At 45.0% G+C, this 17,382-nt stretch carries 19 protein-coding genes; 2 read left to right on the top strand and 17 right to left on the bottom strand.

Going from position 1 to position 17,382, the window contains the following annotated elements:
• Positions 1 to 82 precede the first annotated feature (82 nt).
• The 13 genes from L2D08_RS05560 to L2D08_RS05500 all read right to left on the bottom strand — a co-directional run bounded on the left by L2D08_RS05560 (position 83) and on the right by L2D08_RS05500 (position 11,858).
• Positions 83 to 604 carry a manganese efflux pump MntP gene (locus L2D08_RS05560; RefSeq protein ID WP_242232752.1) on the bottom strand — a complete coding sequence of 174 codons (522 nt, stop codon included), beginning with the start codon at positions 602 to 604 and terminating at the stop codon, positions 83 to 85.
• Between the two features lie 269 nt (positions 605 to 873).
• Entirely contained in the window at positions 874 to 1,914 is a 1,041-nt protein-coding gene (locus L2D08_RS05555) for an L-threonylcarbamoyladenylate synthase (RefSeq protein ID WP_242232751.1), read from the bottom strand.
• A 93-nt stretch (positions 1,915 to 2,007) separates the two neighbouring features.
• Positions 2,008 to 2,673, bottom strand: coding sequence for a stage II sporulation protein R (locus L2D08_RS05550; RefSeq protein WP_242232750.1), 666 nt, complete (start codon positions 2,671 to 2,673; stop codon positions 2,008 to 2,010).
• A gap of 45 nt (positions 2,674 to 2,718) precedes the next feature.
• On the bottom strand, positions 2,719 to 3,564 hold the full coding sequence (prmC, locus tag L2D08_RS05545) for a peptide chain release factor N(5)-glutamine methyltransferase (protein ID WP_242232749.1): 846 nt from the start codon (positions 3,562 to 3,564) through the stop codon (positions 2,719 to 2,721).
• 3 nt (positions 3,565 to 3,567) lie between these two features.
• Positions 3,568 to 4,638, bottom strand: coding sequence for a peptide chain release factor 1 (prfA, locus tag L2D08_RS05540; protein ID WP_242232748.1), 1,071 nt, complete (start codon positions 4,636 to 4,638; stop codon positions 3,568 to 3,570).
• A gap of 17 nt (positions 4,639 to 4,655) precedes the next feature.
• Complete coding sequence (locus L2D08_RS05535; RefSeq protein WP_242232747.1) at positions 4,656 to 5,228, bottom strand: thymidine kinase; 573 nt, start codon at positions 5,226 to 5,228, stop codon at positions 4,656 to 4,658.
• Positions 5,229 to 5,456: 228 nt separating this feature from the next.
• Complete coding sequence (rpmE, locus tag L2D08_RS05530) at positions 5,457 to 5,669, bottom strand: 50S ribosomal protein L31 (RefSeq protein WP_242232746.1); 213 nt, start codon at positions 5,667 to 5,669, stop codon at positions 5,457 to 5,459.
• Between the two features lie 128 nt (positions 5,670 to 5,797).
• Positions 5,798 to 7,081 carry a transcription termination factor Rho gene (rho, locus tag L2D08_RS05525; RefSeq protein WP_242232745.1) on the bottom strand — a complete coding sequence of 428 codons (1,284 nt, stop codon included), beginning with the start codon at positions 7,079 to 7,081 and terminating at the stop codon, positions 5,798 to 5,800.
• 125 nt (positions 7,082 to 7,206) lie between these two features.
• Positions 7,207 to 8,172 (bottom strand): class II fructose-bisphosphatase, encoded by a 966-nt coding sequence (gene glpX, locus L2D08_RS05520; protein WP_242232744.1) that lies wholly within the window; start codon positions 8,170 to 8,172, stop codon positions 7,207 to 7,209.
• 96 nt (positions 8,173 to 8,268) lie between these two features.
• Positions 8,269 to 9,555, bottom strand: coding sequence for a UDP-N-acetylglucosamine 1-carboxyvinyltransferase (locus L2D08_RS05515; protein WP_242232743.1), 1,287 nt, complete (start codon positions 9,553 to 9,555; stop codon positions 8,269 to 8,271).
• Between the two features lie 95 nt (positions 9,556 to 9,650).
• Positions 9,651 to 10,298, bottom strand: coding sequence for a fructose-6-phosphate aldolase (gene fsa / locus L2D08_RS05510; RefSeq protein ID WP_242232742.1), 648 nt, complete (start codon positions 10,296 to 10,298; stop codon positions 9,651 to 9,653).
• A 238-nt stretch (positions 10,299 to 10,536) separates the two neighbouring features.
• Positions 10,537 to 11,394: a class II fructose-bisphosphate aldolase gene (locus L2D08_RS05505; RefSeq protein ID WP_242232741.1), complete on the bottom strand. Its 858-nt coding sequence runs from the start codon at positions 11,392 to 11,394 to the stop codon at positions 10,537 to 10,539.
• Positions 11,395 to 11,495: 101 nt separating this feature from the next.
• Entirely contained in the window at positions 11,496 to 11,858 is a 363-nt protein-coding gene (locus tag L2D08_RS05500; protein WP_242232740.1) for a response regulator, read from the bottom strand.
• Positions 11,859 to 12,119: 261 nt separating this feature from the next.
• Between L2D08_RS05500 and L2D08_RS05495 the strand changes: the two genes are divergently transcribed.
• The gene (locus L2D08_RS05495) at positions 12,120 to 12,626 is read left to right on the top strand and encodes a DUF2529 family protein (RefSeq protein WP_242232826.1); all 507 of its coding nucleotides are present in this window, start codon (positions 12,120 to 12,122) and stop codon (positions 12,624 to 12,626) included.
• A 102-nt stretch (positions 12,627 to 12,728) separates the two neighbouring features.
• Here L2D08_RS05495 and L2D08_RS05490 read toward each other — a convergent pair whose 3' ends face one another.
• The 3 genes from L2D08_RS05490 to L2D08_RS05480 form a co-directional block, all read right to left on the bottom strand.
• A complete protein-coding gene (locus L2D08_RS05490; protein WP_242232739.1) occupies positions 12,729 to 14,327 on the bottom strand; it encodes a CTP synthase in 1,599 nt (532 codons plus the stop codon).
• Positions 14,328 to 14,490: 163 nt separating this feature from the next.
• Entirely contained in the window at positions 14,491 to 15,042 is a 552-nt protein-coding gene (rpoE, locus tag L2D08_RS05485; RefSeq protein ID WP_255821824.1) for a DNA-directed RNA polymerase subunit delta, read from the bottom strand.
• 96 nt (positions 15,043 to 15,138) lie between these two features.
• The gene (locus L2D08_RS05480) at positions 15,139 to 15,360 is read right to left on the bottom strand and encodes a hypothetical protein (protein WP_242232737.1); all 222 of its coding nucleotides are present in this window, start codon (positions 15,358 to 15,360) and stop codon (positions 15,139 to 15,141) included.
• Between the two features lie 271 nt (positions 15,361 to 15,631).
• Here L2D08_RS05480 and L2D08_RS05475 point away from each other — a divergent pair, with 271 nt between their 5' ends.
• The gene (locus L2D08_RS05475) at positions 15,632 to 16,579 is read left to right on the top strand and encodes a YsnF/AvaK domain-containing protein (RefSeq protein ID WP_242232736.1); all 948 of its coding nucleotides are present in this window, start codon (positions 15,632 to 15,634) and stop codon (positions 16,577 to 16,579) included.
• 150 nt (positions 16,580 to 16,729) lie between these two features.
• Here the strand turns inward: L2D08_RS05475 and L2D08_RS05470 are convergent, their stop codons facing one another.
• On the bottom strand, positions 16,730 to 17,377 hold the full coding sequence (locus L2D08_RS05470) for a TetR/AcrR family transcriptional regulator (protein WP_242232735.1): 648 nt from the start codon (positions 17,375 to 17,377) through the stop codon (positions 16,730 to 16,732).
• Positions 17,378 to 17,382 lie beyond the last annotated feature (5 nt).

Genomic DNA, 17,382 nt, shown 5'->3' with positions numbered 1-17,382 from the left:
GACCACCTTTGCATACGTTTTCTTTCATTATAATGGATTAAATTACAGTAAAATAGTCCTTTTCTATTTGAAAAGGACTTCATCATGTAAATATCCATTTTAACCCAATCAATAACAAAAACACACCTCCTGCTGCTTCTCCAACCTTTCCCGCTGCTGTACTAATCCGGCTGCTGAGCAGCAGGCCGGCCATAGTCATGACACCTGAGAATACACCAAAGCTCATCACCGCTATGGACTTATCCATCCCAAGCACACCAAGCGACAATCCCGTTGAAAAGCTGTCCATACTTACTCCGAAGGCAAACAGCATTATACCGATACCGGCCGGCTTTTCTTGTTCTTCCTGCCTGAAAAAGGAAAGCACCATCTGCAGACCGGTAATGACAAGAACCAGCCCGCCCGCTGAAAACAGAATATCCCCAAATCTTCCGTGCAGGAAGTTACCTGCTGTCATGCTGGCAGCAGGAAGGATCACATGCATAATACCGACTGCAGCACTCAGCTTGAGTTTGTCCCATAATCCCATACGTCTCATTCCAATAGCCAGGGCTGCACCAAATGCGTCTGCCGACAGTGCTAATGATAAAATAAAAATATCCATGCTTATCTATATGCCGGGCGGTGTTTTCTATAACCGGCGCCAGGGAGGAATCATAATGATAAACAAGCTCTCAGATTTACTTTTTTTGTATGCCAAACAATCTTTTAGCTGCTGTTGTATAGAACGCTGCTGCCCATGGTTATGCTCAAGGATAGAAAAACCTGATGTTGATTCCATTTTATTTGATGTATACTTCTCACACAGCAGACCGCTGAACAAGGCCTGCGCACCAAATGAAAAAAGCAGGCTGTCTGGTCAGCCTGCTTTTTTCATTTGATCCATTTATGTCCCGCTGCTTTTTCAAGCCTGTTCATAATGGCTGCACCGACGCCTTCTGTCGGAAACGCTTCGGCAATGATTATATCAACCGGCTTTTCATTAAATGCCCGGAGTGCCCCGTACAATTCCCTGGCAACCGAAGATAAGTCACCTCTGCTTCCACACGCAATAACAGCCTCCGCTTTGTACGAGGCTGCGTTTTCTGATGCGGCCAGCACGCCGACTTTTTTGCCTTCTTCCTTCCATTCATCTACTTTTTTCTGAATAGCTTGAGCCGTCCCTTCCATTATGTAAAGAGGTGCTTCAGGCGCATAATGTGTATATTTCATTCCCGGCGCCTTCGGGGCGTCTTCCTGTTTCTTTAAAACGGTATTTGTCTCCGCTTTTCCAGCTACTGCTTTAATATCCGCTTCGGTTACGCCGCCCGGCCGCAGAACAATCGGATAATCACCTGTGCAGTCAACGACAGTAGATTCCAATCCGACTCCTGTTTCACCTGCATCTACCACTCCGGCAATCCGTCCCTTTAAGTCATCGAGCACATGCTGAGCCGTGGTCGGGCTCGGTTTTCCTGAACGATTCGCGCTCGGCGCCGCCACTGGCACTCCTGCTTCTTTAATTAAAGCAAGCGCTGCTGGATGATTGGGCATTCGAAGAGCTACCGTATCGAGACCGGCTGTGACCCATTCAGACAGAACACCATCTTTTTTTGGAACAATTACTGTCAGTGGACCTGGCCAAAACGCCTCCATCAGCTTGCGTGCATAGGATGGAATAGAATGAGCTAGTTCGTCTACATCTTTTTTGGCCGCAATGTGGACAATAAGCGGATTATCAGATGGCCGCCCTTTTGCTTTAAAAATTTTTTCCACAGCGTTATCCAGTTTTACCTGTCCCCCCAGGCCATACACGGTTTCTGTAGGAAACGCGACTACCTCTCCTCTTCGGATAAGCTCGGCTGCTTCTTTTATTTGTGGATAATGTTGATGAATTTCCTCAAAGTTATCCACAAACCAGTATTTCGTCTCCATATTCGTCACCTTTGCTTTTTTTATTTACAAAATCTAAGAATACCCTACTTAATTCTATATATAAATCGACTTTCAGCTTTGTTATAAACAAAGTTATTCACAATATGTGTGTAACTTATCCCCGGTTGTGTATAACTGTGTGGATGACTGTGGATTTTCTTTTACTTTCTCACATAATAAATCCAGATCTTCTTGCATCGCAAGGGCTTTTTCTTTTTCTTTTGAGTTATCATCTTCTTTTAAATGATCCCATAACTCAATAACCGCCCATTTATATCCCGGATCTTCTTCTTTTTCTTCTGGAAAACAAAACGATGGATACAGTAAGCACCACCAGTTATCCCCACGTCCATCCCCAATGGTGACAACAAGCGATTCATAATCGCCCGGCGGATATACATAACGGCCATACTGCTTGGCAGGAAATGCTTCCTTGCCCAGCGAAACATCAACAGGTGCACCGCCCGCCGTCTTTACGGCGATTTCTTTCACTTCTTTTATATTTTCTCCGATCAAGGTACGCGCTTCCCCGGGTGAATGCGCATATGCCGCCCACTTGCTAATTTGCTCAGCAACCGCAAGGTGCACACGCTCTTTTCTTTCCTGCTCTGACCGGCTGTTGTCATGTGCAACAACCCTGATACGGATTGCCTCTTCTGGAATACCGCCCGCAGCGGGATCAGACGGGGCAAAATACATCATAAAGCAAACGGCAGCTGAAAGTCCATATACATATAGAATAAGAATTTTTGTTTTCATTTTATCATCCCTCCCGGCAATCAGTATCGCCGGAAAGGAATTATCTTAAACGTGCAAAAATACCATTCTATCTTTTTTATTAATATCATACATAATGCTTACTGTCCCATCTGGGAAAGCCGCCTGGAAAAGAGCGGCAACCTCTTCGGTTTGACCAGCACCCGTTTCCACGCCGACAATTCCTCCCGGCCTCATAACAAGCGGCAGCTGCTGGGCGAGCCTTCGGTACAAATCAAGCCCGTCTTCTCCACCAAACAATGCCATATGCGGCTCATGATCCACCACAACTGTGGATAATGTTTCCCGCTCCCAGACCGGAATGTATGGCGGGTTCGACAGCAGCACATCCACCAATAGTCCTTGCTTGATGATCGGTTCTGCCAGGTCGCCATGCCAAAACGTCACGTCCGCACCGAGAATATCGGCATTTTGGGCTGCCGTCTGCAATGCTTCCGGGGATAAATCCACCGCGTAGACAGAAGCATCCGGCCGTTCAGCTTTCATGGTTACGGCAATGGCACCGCTCCCTGTTCCAATATCGACAATGACCGGGCTCTTTATTTTTTTTATTTTTTCGATTGCATGATACACAAGCTCTTCTGTTTCGGGCCGCGGGATTAAAACATGGTTGTTTACAATAAACGACCGTCCATAAAACTCTTCCATGCCAATCAAATGCTGGACCGGCACTCCTTCTGCATGGCGTTCGACCATTTTTGAAAAAGCATCCCACTGCTCTGGTGTCAGTGGATCATGCATCCTCGCCAATAGAGCGGAGCGGCTTACACCCATTACATGCTTCATCAACAGTTCGCCCGCATTCGCATCGCGTCTGTGCTCGACTAAATAAGAAGAAGCCCATTTTAGGGCTTCATATATTTTTTGTTCCACTTATTAATCCTCCAGGTTTTCAAGACGGCTTGACTGATCTTCTACGATAAGAGCATCAATTACTTCTCCGACTTTGCCTTCAAGAATTTGATCAAGCTTTTGAATCGTCAACCCGATACGGTGATCGGTTACGCGGTTTTGCGGAAAATTGTACGTGCGGATCCGCTCCGAGCGGTCACCGGTACCTACGGCTGATTTGCGGACAGCGTCGTATTCTGCCTGCGCTTCTTTTTGAAACTTATCGTAAATACGTGCACGAAGAACTTTCATCGCTTTTTCTTTGTTTTTAATTTGTGATTTTTCATCCTGGCAGGAGACAACGATGCCAGTTGGCAAATGTGTCAGCCGGACAGCAGACATCGTCGTATTGACGGACTGGCCGCCCGGTCCGCTTGATGCGAATGTATCCACCCGGATGTCTTTATCGTGCACTTCCACTTCGACTTCTTCTGTTTCCGGCATAACCGCAACAGTCGCTGTAGACGTATGAATACGCCCGCCGGATTCTGTTTCTGGTACACGCTGTACCCTGTGGGCGCCGTTTTCGTACTTCAATTTAGAGTAAGCACCGCGGCCATTAATCATAAAAATAATTTCTTTGTAGCCGCCAACCCCGGTGGTACTCGCTTCGATCACATCAATTTTCCAATTGTTCGCTTCTGCATACCGTGAATACATCCGGTACAGATCGCCAGCAAACAGAGCCGCTTCATCGCCTCCAGCAGCGCCGCGAATTTCCATAATGACGTTTTTATCGTCATTTGGATCTTTCGGTATAAGCAAAATTTTCATCCGGTCTTCCAGATCAGAAAGCGTACCTTCCAGCTCGCTCATTTCTTCTTTAACCATTTCCCGCATTTCAGCATCAAGCTTGTCTTCAAGCATCGCTTTCGCATCGGCATATTGTTCTTTTGCTTCTTTGTATTGCCGGTATACTTCCACTGTTTCTTGAATATCTGATTGTTCTTTAGAATAATCGCGAAGCTTAGCCGGATCATTTACAATAGCCGGGTCACTAAGCAGTTCATTTAATTTTTCGTATCGGTCTTCTACTGCCTGCAATCGATCAAACATTGTCTACACCTCGTTTGTTAAAGCGGCGGGTTTTGATGGCATTTCCGACAAACTGGATAATAGGTATCGTTGCCGCCGATTTGAATTTGTTCTCCTGTATACACAGGCTTTCCTTCTTCATCCACGCGCAGATTCATCGTTGCTTTTCGCTCACAAAACCAGCAGATCGTTTTCATTTCTTCTACTTTATCCGCGTAAATAAGCATATACTGGCTTCCTTCAAACAGCTCGTTTTGAAAATCATTTTTCAAGCCGAATCCCATAACCGGAATGTTCAGTTCGTCCACAATCTGGGCGAGCTGCAGCACATGCTTCTTTGATAGAAACTGCACTTCATCTACCAGAATACATGATGGCGATGACGGATCTCTTCGCACCTCTTCAAATACGTTTGTATCCGCGAAGATCGGACGTGCCGGACGCCGCAGACCTACACGGCTTGAAATGTAGCCAACTTCATCCCGGGTATCGAGACCTGACGTAAACAAAAGCACGCCCTTATTTTGTTCTTCATAGTTATTGGCAACCTTTAAAATTTCAATCGATTTGCCGCTGTTCATCGCACCATATTTAAAAAAAAGCTGGGCCATCCTGCCTGTCCCTCCATTTTATCTAAGAAAAGCGTAAGGCGGCCGTTCAGGCCCGGCAGGCATAAGACGAACCGGCGAAGTGGCGCTCTTTGCCACATAGCCATGGCGGCTTATGACAGAGGGGCTGGCCGCCTGAAGCTAGACAGCATAAAAAATCTTACCTTTTCTTATTTTTACATACAAAAAAACAGGCAAGCAGTTTGCACTCCTTGCCTGTCCCTTTTATCATTATCTTGCTTGATCTTTAAGGCCGTATTTTTTGTTGAAGCGATCCACACGTCCGCCTGCGTCAGCAAATTTCTGACGACCAGTGTAGAATGGATGGCATTCAGAGCAAACCTCTACGCGGATCTCGTCTTTAACTGAACCAGTTTCAAACTCGTTACCGCATGCACATTTAACAAGTGCAGTTTTGTAGTTAGGATGAATTCCTGCTTGCATCTTTTTTCTCTCCTTCCGCCCTGAGTCATTCCGAAACAGAGTTAAATATAATTAGGTGTTAATCCTAATTATTTATTTCATTCACATAAATCACATTATATCAGGCACCCTCAAAAATTGCAATTAGATTACAGCATTTTTTTTGAAGAGCCATTTTTCTTTGTTTCAGCAAGCAGCTGGGCAATAAACTCCTCATTGCTTTTTGTCTGGCGAAGACGGCGCAATACTTTATCCGCCAAGTCTGGCGCATCTGACATTGTTTTACGAATTGCCCAGACCATATCAAGCTGTTCTTTGCCAATCAACAGCTCTTCTTTGCGCGTACCCGAACGGCGAATATCGATGGCCGGGAACACACGGCGCTCGGCAAGTGAACGGTCAAGGTGCAGTTCCATATTGCCCGTCCCTTTAAACTCTTCGTAAATCACATCATCCATACGCGAGCCCGTATCAACGAGAGCCGTAGCCAAAATCGTTAAGCTGCCGCCTTCCTCAATATTGCGCGCGGCACCAAAAAAGCGTTTTGGGCGGTGAAAAGCTGCCGGATCAATACCGCCGGATAAGGTACGGCCGCTCGGCGGAATCACAAGATTGTATGCACGAGCCAGGCGTGTAATAGAATCCATAAGGATGATGACATCCCGCTTATGCTCAACGAGACGCATGGCGCGTTCAAGTACAAGTTCTGCCACTTTAATGTGGTTTTCCGGCACCTCATCAAATGTCGAACTAACGACTTCAGCTTGCACCGAACGCTCGATATCCGTTACTTCTTCCGGGCGCTCATCAATAAGCAGGACAATCAGCTCTGCTTCCGGATGGTTGGCCGAGATCGAATTGGCAATTTCTTTTAACAGCATTGTTTTCCCGGCTTTCGGCGGTGCAACAATCAAGCCGCGCTGGCCAAACCCAACCGGCGAAACCAAATCCATAATCCGGGTAGACAAGTGTCTGGACTCAAGTTCAAGCTCGATTTGGCGGTCCGGGTAAAGCGGCGTGAGCGCTGGAAAATGAACCCGTTCCTTTGCTGTTTCCGGATCTTCTCCATTGACCGCTTCTACATGCAGAAGTCCGTAATACCGTTCATTCTCTTTTGGCGGACGAACTTTTCCGGATACTTTGTCCCCGTTTCGAAGATCAAAACGGCGAATTTGAGAAGCAGAAATATAAATATCTTCCGAGCTGGCTGAGTAGTTAATCGGACGAAGGAAGCCAAAGCCTTCCGACTGAATGATTTCAAGCACTCCTTCCATAAAGAAGAAGCCTTGCTGCTCAGCGCGCGCTTTTAGGATGGCAAAAATCAGTTCTTTTTTGGTGAGCTTGCTATAGTAGGAGATTTTGTACGTTTTGGCAAGTTCGTATAACTCTTTTAATTTTAAGCTTTCAAGATGATTGATTGTAAGTTCTTCCATTATGGCACCACACTTTATTAAATTGATTTGATAGAAGGGAGGGGTGACGATGAAGCATGATAAACAAGTGGGCAAATCAAACAAAACAGCGGAGAACCGGACCGGCTGCACCGCTGTGGGTATGCTTATGGTTTAATAACAAGGTTAGGTTTTTTGTGCAAGCTGTGACGTCCATCTACAAAACGGACCGTACCTGATTTCGCACGCATAACGACAGACTGTGTTTCTGCGTATTTGCCTTTAAATTGAACACCGCGCAGCAATTCACCGTCTGTTACACCGGTTGCCGCAAAAATAGCGTCATCGCCGCGGACAAGGTCTTCCATCCGAAGAACTTTATTTACGTCAAGACCCATTCTCATGCATCGTTCAAGCTCAGCATCAGACTGCGGCAGCAAACGTCCTTGAATTTCCCCGCCAAGTGCTTTCAATGCAACAGCAGAAATAACGCCTTCTGGTGCGCCGCCCGAACCAAATAAAATATCAACGCCTGTTTTATCAAACGCTGTATTAATCGCCGCAGCAACATCACCGTCATTGATTAGTTTAATACGAGCGCCGGCTTCGCGCAACTCGGCAATAATATGCTGATGGCGTTCGCGGTTCAAAATCGTGGCCACCACATCTTCAATATCTTTGTTTTTCGCTTTGGCAACAGCCCTTAGGTTGTCCGTCACAGAGGCGTTAATGTCGATCATACCGACGGCTTCAGGTCCGACGGCAATTTTATCCATGTACATATCAGGCGCGTTCAACAGGTTTCCGGCATCTGCTACTGCTAAAACAGCCAGGGCATTCCAGCCGCCGGCTGCAACAATATTTGTTCCTTCAAGAGGATCAACAGCTACATCCACGCGTGGTCCATAGCCGTTTCCAAGCTTCTCTCCAATATAAAGCATTGGGGCTTCATCCATTTCACCTTCACCGATCACGACTGTCCCTTTCATTGGGATCGTATCGAACACATCCCGCATTGCTGATGTTGCTGCACCATCCGCTTCGTCTTTCAGGCCACGGCCCATCCAGCGTGCTGATGCTTGTGCAGCCGCTTCTGTAACACGGACTAGTTCCATCGATAAACTTCTCTCCACTATTCTCCTGCCTCCCCCTGCGACGAACAAACAACGGCATTATGCTACATATTTATTTATATATTATAACACATTTACCAGTTGTTTCGCTTAATACTATGAACTTTTTACTTCACTGTACTCTTCTTCTGTCATTTCTTCCCGCCAAATATTAGCGCCGAGAGCTGTCAGCTTTTCAGTTAGCTTGCTGTACCCGCGGTCAATATGCTCGAGACCCGTTACTTCCGTAATGCCATCTGCCATTAAACCGGCTATCACAAGTGCTGCACCAGCGCGCAGATCGCTGGCTTTCACTTTTGCCCCTTGAAGCTGAACAGGACCGTTAATGATGGCAGAGCGTCCTTCCGTTTTCACATTGGCTCCCATACGGCGCAGCTCGTCAATATGCTTGAAACGCGCCGGATAAATCGTATCGGTTACAATAGCCGAACCTGATGCTTTTGTTAAAAGCGACGTGAACGGCTGCTGAAGATCAGTTGCAAACCCCGGATAAACAAGTGTTTTAATATCAACGGTTTTAAGGTTCTGGGCTTTTCCAACAAAAATGCGGTCTTCTCCGATTTCAATCGGCACATTCATTTCACGCAGCTTAGCCGTTAACGATTCCATATGCAGTGGAATAACATTATCGACAATGACGCCTTCTCCTGCCGCTGCTGCCATAATCATAAACGTACCGGCTTCAATACGGTCTGGAATAATGGAATGACGGCAGCCATGCAGACCCTCTACGCCATCAATACGAATCACATCTGTGCCGGCTCCTTTAATCTTTGCACCCATATTTGACAGAAGCGTTGCCACATCAATAATTTCCGGCTCTTTTGCCGCATTTTCGATAATCGTCTGGCCTTTGGCACGAACCGCTGCCAGCATGATATTAATGGTTGCCCCCACACTGACTACATCCAAATAAATTCTGGCACCGCGCAGTTCATTTGCGCGCAAATAAATCGCGCCTTGTTCATTTGTTACTTCGGCACCGAGTGCTTCAAACCCTTTAATATGCTGGTCAATCGGACGAGGGCCAAGATGGCAGCCCCCGGGCAAGCCAATGACCGCTTTATTAAAACGGCCAAGCATGGCACCCATTAAGTAATAAGAAGCACGGAGCTTTTTGACTTTTCCATTTGGCAGCGGCATAGCAGTCATGTTTGTCGGATCAATTCTCATTTCTCCATCTTCAAATGTAACCTCTCCGCCAACTTCCTCCAAAAGACCTTTTAACATATGAATATCGGATATATCCGGCAATCCATCGATTGTAATCGGAGATTCCGCCAAAATAGCAGCCGGTACAAGGGCAACGGCGCTGTTTTTTGCGCCGTCCACCTTTATTGTGCCTTTTAAAGAATGGCCGCCTTCAATCTTTAACTTTTCCATCATGTTGTACTCCCTTCTTTCTGCGTAAACGGAAAGCGGGAAAGCTTTCTTGGTAATCGTAGTTTAACCGATAAAAATGGTCTCATGTACAATTCTTACTTCGCTTTACGATTTTCCCAATCAGCCAGGAATCCTTCGATACCTTTATCCGTTAACGGGTGTTTAAACAGCTGCTCCAATACCTTGTAAGGAGTTGTCGCAATATGCGCCCCTTTTAGCGCTGCTGCTGTAATATGCTGTGGATGACGGATCGATGCTGCGATAATTTCTGTTTCGATGCCGTGGATGGCAAAAATATCTGCAATCGTCTCGATCAACTCAAGTCCATCCTGTCCGATATCATCTAAACGGCCAAGGAATGGTGAAACGTATGTAGCACCGGCACGCGCTGCCATCAACGCTTGGTTAGCACTAAAAATAAGTGTAACATTTGTTTTAATGCCTTCTTTAGCGAACACTGCGACCGCTTTCAAGCCTTCCGGCGTCATTGGTACTTTTACTGTAATGTTTGGCGCGATTTGAGCCAGTTCGCGGCCTTCTTTAATCATGCCTTCTGCATCAAGCGCAATAACTTCTGCACTTACTGAATCTGAAACAAGCTCCGTAATTTCACGAAGACGGTCATGGAATGGAATGGTTTCTTTTGCAACCAATGATGGATTTGTTGTAACGCCGGAGAGAATGCCCCAAGAATGTGCTTCGCGGATTTCATCGATGTTGGCTGTGTCAATAAAGAATTTCATTAAATATTCCCTCTTTTCAGTTCATTTTATAATATAAACAACAACCGCCTATTCGTTAAAAAAGGCGGTTCTTGTCGTTATTTGTTTTGTTATAAGCATGCAGAATTAAGGATCAAAGGCTAAATTCGCGACGTCCTGTCGCAACACCTTTGTAACCTACATCTTGTAGGCCCAAGGATCAAAGGCTAAATTTGCGACGTCCTGCCGCAACGCCTTTGTGACCTAGATCTTGTAGGCCTTACGCTTGGCCTGAAGAACCAAATTCGCGCATTTTACCGGCAACTGTCGCTTTAATTGCATCGCGAGCTGGTCCAAGGTATTTACGTGGATCGTACTCTTCTGGTTTTGCAGCAAGTACTTCACGAACTGCTTTTGCAGAAGCGATTTGGTTTTCTGTATTTACATTGATTTTAGCTGTTCCAAGAGAGATTGATCTTTCGATGTCTTTTGTTGGAATGCCTGTACCGCCATGAAGAACAAGTGGAAGACCTGTTGCATTTCCGATCGCTTCCATCTCAGCAAAGCCAAGGTTTGGCTCGCCTTTGTAAGGACCGTGAACAGAACCAAGTGCTGGTGCAAGGCAGTCGATGTTTGTGCGTTTTACAAGCTCTTCGCACTCTTTCGGATCTGCATAGATAACACCTTCAGCAACGACGTCGTCTTCTTGTCCGCCAACTGTGCCAAGTTCCGCTTCAACTGAAACACCTTTTGAATGTGCATATTCAACAACTTTAGAAGTTGTAGCAACGTTTTCTTCAAATGGATGGTGTGAAGCATCGATCATAACAGATGTAAATCCTGCATCGATCGCTTCTTTACATTTTTCAAAGCTTGAACCGTGGTCAAGGTGAATGGCAACAGGTACTGTCGTACCGTAGTCTTCCATTAATCCTTCTACCATTTTCACAACTGTTTTAAATCCGCCCATGTAGCGAGCCGCGCCTTCAGAAACACCAAGGATAACTGGTGATTTTTCTTCTTCAGCTGCTTGAAGAATCGCTTGAGTGAACTCAAGGTTGTTTAGGTTGAATTGGCCTACTGCGTATTTCTTTTCTTTCGCAGTATTTAACATTTCTTTCATTGATACTAATGGCATTTTGTTTCCTCCTCTAAGGGAAATGTTTGCTTCATGAAAAAAACCACATTAGTATCATATCAAATTCGTCTTTTTATTACCAACACAATTTACTTATTCCATTAAAGCGTTAAATGCTCTTTGATGGTTTGGCGGATATCATCAATATCAAATGGTTTCGGAACATGCATAATGGCGCCGATATTCTTTGCTTCCTGAATCATATCCAGTTCTCCGTAAGCCGTCATAATAATGGCCCGGATGTTTGGATTTTCTGCCTTCATCCGCTTTAAAATTTCAATGCCATCCATACCTGGGATTTTCATATCAAGCAGCACTAAATCCGGAACATTTTCTCTCGCCAGCTGAATTGCTTCCGGTCCATTTGCTGCCTGAAGAGTTTGATACCCTTCTTTTTTCAATACTTCATTCAACAAAATTCTGATTCCATATTGATCGTCCACTATAAGAATTGTTGCTGCCATTTTTATCTTCCTCCTAAATATAGCGCCTTCCGTTTTTATCCTTTTGTTTGTTACATTCGACAGAACCCTGCAAATTCCCTTTTTCATTTTACTTAAACAGGATGTTCTGGGTTCTCCGCTGCACACAGGACGTGTGCGTTTTTAGGAGAACTTACTTGAACCAGGACGTTCTGGGTTCTCCGTTGCACACAGGACGTGTGCGTTTTTAGGAGAACTTCACTATAATAAAGAAAACGAAAGAAGTGATTATGGTTGTCAAAAATGTTTACGACGCAGTTGAACGGGCTGCTGAAACGGATTAGTGAAAAAGAGGAATTCGCCATCGAAGACGCGGGACGCCTCCTGTCTCAAGGACTGCTTGGCGAAGGAACTATTTATATGAAGGGATTCGGCGAAATGGCTGCTCTTGAAGCAGAAGCGATTCATGGTGCCGAGAGGCTGCCTGACATCCGCAGGTGGACAGAGGATGCCCGCTTAGCCGAAGCAGATCGTGTGCTGATTGCCACCCGCTTTTCCGATGATGCGGAAGCTCTTGGCCTGGCCAAGGAACTGCAAAGCCGCAATATCCCGTTCGCGGCTATTGCCTCTAAACGGGAAGCAGCAGGCATTGAGGAAGCAGCAGACGTGTTTATTGATCTGCGCCTGACAAAAGGGCTGCTGCCTGACGAAGAAGGCGGCCGGACAGGATTTCCTTCGTCAATTGCCGGTTTGTACGTTTACTTCCTATTAAAAATGACGATCGAGGAAATGATGGCTGAATATGAGTGACAGTGCCCGGGCAGTTTAAAAAGAAAAACTTTATTTCCATCAGGTTTCAGTCATTACATATAAAAAAACAGGACCGGCGCAAAAGGCGGTCCTGTTTTTTTATTAGCTGTGTTCGATTGAAGCCCGTACGAATTCTCTAAATAACGGCTGTGGACGAGTTGGACGCGACGTAAATTCCGGATGGAATTGTGCAGCGACGAACCATGGATGATCCGCGATTTCTACAATTTCTACAAGACGTCCATCTGGGCTTGTACCGGAGAAAATAAAGCCTTCTTTCTCCATTTGCTCGCGGAATTCATTGTTAAACTCATAACGGTGGCGATGACGCTCGTATACAATTTCCTCATTGTAAGCCGCACGCGCCAGCGTTTCAGGTTTTAATTTACATGCGTAAAGACCTAGGCGAAGTGTGCCTCCAAGATCTTCGATGTCTTTTTGTTCAGGCAGAAGATCAATGATCGGATACGGTGTATTCGGCACAATTTCTGCTGAATGAGCATCTTTCAAGTTCAATACGTTGCGTGCATATTCAATTGATGCAAGCTGCATGCCAAGGCAGATACCGAAAAACGGCACTTTATTTTCACGTGCATAGCGAATCGCAGCCAATTTTCCATCGATACCGCGATCACCAAATCCGCCCGGAACAAGGATGCCTGCTGCACCTTCTAAGCGCTCTGCTGCATTTTCTTCTGTTAATTCAGCAGAGTTCACCCAGTCGATCTCGATATCTGTATCAAATTGATAACCAGCATGCTTAAGAGACTCGGCAACAGAAATGTAAGCATCCTGCAATTCAACATATTTTCCGACAAGGGCAATACGGGCTTTGTTCGGCAGGTTGCGTACTTTATCAACGAGCGCATTCCACTCGGTCATGTCCGCTTCATGGCATTGCATTTTCAGCAGGCGGCAAACAAGTTCGTCCATGTTTTGCTTTTGAAGCATAAGCGGCACTGCATAAAGCGTGTCAGCATCTGTCGCTTCAATAACCGCTTCTTTTGCGATATCACAAAACAGTGCAAGCTTATCTTTCATATCCTGTGAAATTGGCATTTCTGTCCGAACGACGATAATATTTGGCTGGATTCCTAGGCTGCGCAGCTCTTTTACGCTGTGCTGTGTCGGCTTTGTTTTCATTTCACCGGCTGCTTTTAAATACGGAATAAGCGTACAGTGAATGTACAATACGTTATCCTGGCCAACATCACTTTTAATTTGGCGAATCGCTTCTAAGAATGGGAGGGATTCAATATCACCGACCGTACCGCCGATTTCCGTAATGACCACATCCGCACCTGATTCTTTGCCAGCACGGAACACGCGTTCTTTAATTTCGTTCGTAATGTGCGGGATTACCTGAACCGTACCGCCAAGATATTCACCGCGGCGTTCTTTGCGGAGAACGGTTGAGTATACTTTCCCTGTTGTGATATTACTTAATTTTGTTAAGTTAATATCGATAAAGCGCTCGTAGTGGCCGAGGTCAAGATCCGTCTCTGCCCCGTCATCTGTAACAAACACTTCACCGTGCTGATACGGGCTCATCGTTCCCGGATCCACGTTAATGTATGGGTCAAATTTTTGAATGAATACCTTTAACCCACGATTCTTCAATAATCGGCCGAGAGATGCAGCCGTGATTCCTTTTCCAAGAGATGACACAACGCCGCCTGTTACGAAAATATATTTCGTCAAAATGAACGTCCTCCTTCAATGGTTATAATGCTCAAAAAAATACAAAAAACGCCCCACTTACTTCTCAGTAAGAGGAGCGTTATCGACTAAATTCTTCGTCTCGTAAAGAGCCCAAATAACATACTACAATTCACGAATGAAATAGTCAAGAGAAGATTCTGCTTTATTTATCGTCAAGGTCGTACTCGTCCTCGGCGCCTTCTTCTTCATCAAAGTCTTCTTCTTCATCGTCAATGTCTTCTTCGATATCAACGTCTAAATCATCTTCCAGATCATCATCTTCCAGATCGTCATCCAGATCAATATCTTCTTCTTCATCGTCAAAGTCTTCTTCTTCGAAATCGATCAGATCGTCTTCGTCTTCAAGAATGTCTTCTTCGAAATCATCTTCCACTGCTTTTTTGGCTTTTTTCTTGCGTGTTTTCACTGGTGCATTTGTTGTTTCTTCTTCCAGTTTTTCAACTGGATACCATGCACGAAGCCCCCAGCGGTTTTCACCGAGTGGCAAAAAGCTGCCGTCGATGTTTAAATCTGTGTAAAATTGAACCATACGGCCTTTTACTTCCTGCTCTGAAATTTCCAGATGCTTTTGAATTTCAGACAGTAAATCGTTAAATGCAACCGGCTCCCGCTTATCGGCAAGGATCAAATGCGCCAGTTCAAGAAATGACATTTCCTTTAATTCTTCTTTCGAATGTTGTTGCAAGCTCACCATCCGCACTTCCCTTCTCTATTTGCACGCCCAAAAAAGAGCAAAAACGTTTTTGGCATATTCTCCATTATAAACAAAAAGAAGACCTCTACGCTATATTTATGTGATGATTTCTGCTTTTTTTCCTGCAGGAGCGATGGACGGGCCCATTTGCTTGCGTTCACGGCGTTTTTTCGCTTTCCCTGTTATCTCCTCATACGCTTTATAGAAGAAGAAAAATGAAAGAAGCAGGAATGGCACAGCACCTAATTGTTTTATGTAAAGCCAATAAGAACCGACCGAAACTGCTGCGACGGTTACGCAGATAAGAAACTGTCTCACACTTTCCCACCCTTTCCTTCGACATTTTCCTACTCTATTATCTCTTCTTACTATAATAGGGATATGTAGGGAATGTAAATTTAATTATAATTATTCCCTTTTATCTGGATAAATAAAGCAGCTTTATCCGTATTTTCACCAAAAAAGAAACTTTTAGTACAAATATGCATCATTGTGACCAAATTTGCTTGAAATTGTTTCACCCGCAAAGCACCGGGTATACAAAAAACAGAACAGCAAAACATTAAATCTTTCAGGAGGTAACACTATCATGGAAAACAAAAACTTTATTGGCGTATACCATAATGAAACAGATTTATTAGCAAAAATTGATGAGCTTAGAGCAAATGGATATTCAGAAGAAGACATGTATATTACTGTAAAAGATAAAGATGCAGTATCAATGGTCAGAGGACGCACAAACGCTGAAATCGAAACAGCAGGCGGCTCTTGGGGAGATCGCTTTATGTCCTTCCTATCGGGTGTAGATCCAATTCGCGAAGGATTCCGTAACATGGGTCTTTCTGATGCAGAAGCAGACCGCTACTACAGCGAAATTGAAAATGGCGGCATGCTGCTTTATGTAGATCGTGATTACGGAACCCGCTATGGCAGCGATTATGATCCAAGCAGCACAGTAGGCCTTGCAAATGGCAACAGAGCAGACCTCGATGGAGAAACTTTGGATCCGATCGATTACGATGGCCTCGATTCAACAAGAACCGGCCATTCAACGACGGGCTTGACGGATACAAACCTAGGCGGCAACGCTACGTTTGATACAGACCGTACTTTAACAGACAACCTGAACGAGGAAGAAAAGCTTCGTCTTCATGAAGAGCGCTTAAATGTAAGCAAAGATCGTGTGCAAACAGGTGAAGTGCAAGTAGAAAAAGAAGTTGTAGAAGAAGAGCAGGTCATTGATGTGCCAGTTGAGCGTGAAGAAGTGTATGTAGAGCGCCGTCCAGTAACTGACAGCGATGCGTCTACATTTGGTGATCGTGCATTTGAAGAAGACACGGAAACAATCCGCGTTCCTGTAACGGAAGAGCGTGTTGAAGTAACGAAAAAACCGGTTGTAACCGAAGAAATCGTTGTCGGTAAACGAAAAGTAGAGGATACCGAAACAGTCCGTGACACCGTGCGCCGTGAAGAAGCGCACATTGACGAAGACGATGATGAAAGACTGCGTTCAGAACGTAAGCGCGGTTTACTATAAATAAAAAAAGGAAGCAGACTGATTAAAAAAACGTCTGCCTTTCCGGGAACGCGGCTGAATGGGAAACGGAGTGACCTTTTAGGGGTCACGAGCGTTCACAGCCAGCAAGTGACGCCGAAAGCAGGCGTTTGCTAACAGTCTGAGCCGTCCTCATTTGAGGGCGGCTTTTATTTCATATCCTTTTACACCTTCAAATAATAAGTTTATCTGCAGGTTAATGTATTCCTCCAGCTCAAAATTCTCCTGAAGCATGAAACGTCGGAAGCCCCACATTTGTCCCAGTACAAAAATGTTTTGTGCCAGTATACGAACATGGTCTTTATCCATATCGAGTACACCATTGTCAACACACCGCTGAATAAGCTTTTCCACCATCGCTGTCATTTCTTCTTCTTTTTCTAATACATATGGAAGGACATCCTTTGAAAGGGATTTTATCTCTTGATACAATACTTGAACTTCATCCTGCATCTCATCAATCACATAAAAGAAGTGGCTGATACCAAGCTTAAGATTTTCAAGTGTCCCCTGTTCAAGATCCATTTGCTCGATTCGGCTCTTTACTTGATCATAAATACTGTCGCACACAAGATACAGCACATCTTCTTTGGTCCGAATATATTCGTACAATGTTCCAATACTGAAGCCGGCTGCTTTTGCAATTTCACGGGTTGTCGTCCGATGAAAGCCTTTTTGCTTAAATAATTGCACAGAACCGCGGATCATCTCAGCCCGCCGTTTTTCAATCAGTTGTGTGTCTTTAACCGAAGTAGGTACCGGCCGTTTCGCTCGTTCCATCTTCA

It is taken from the genome of Domibacillus sp. PGB-M46 (genome assembly GCF_022668875.1).
Taxonomy (GTDB): domain Bacteria; phylum Bacillota; class Bacilli; order Bacillales; family Domibacillaceae; genus Domibacillus.
Note: the sequence above shows the minus strand (reverse complement) of the source record. Positions and strands in the feature narration are given on the sequence as shown.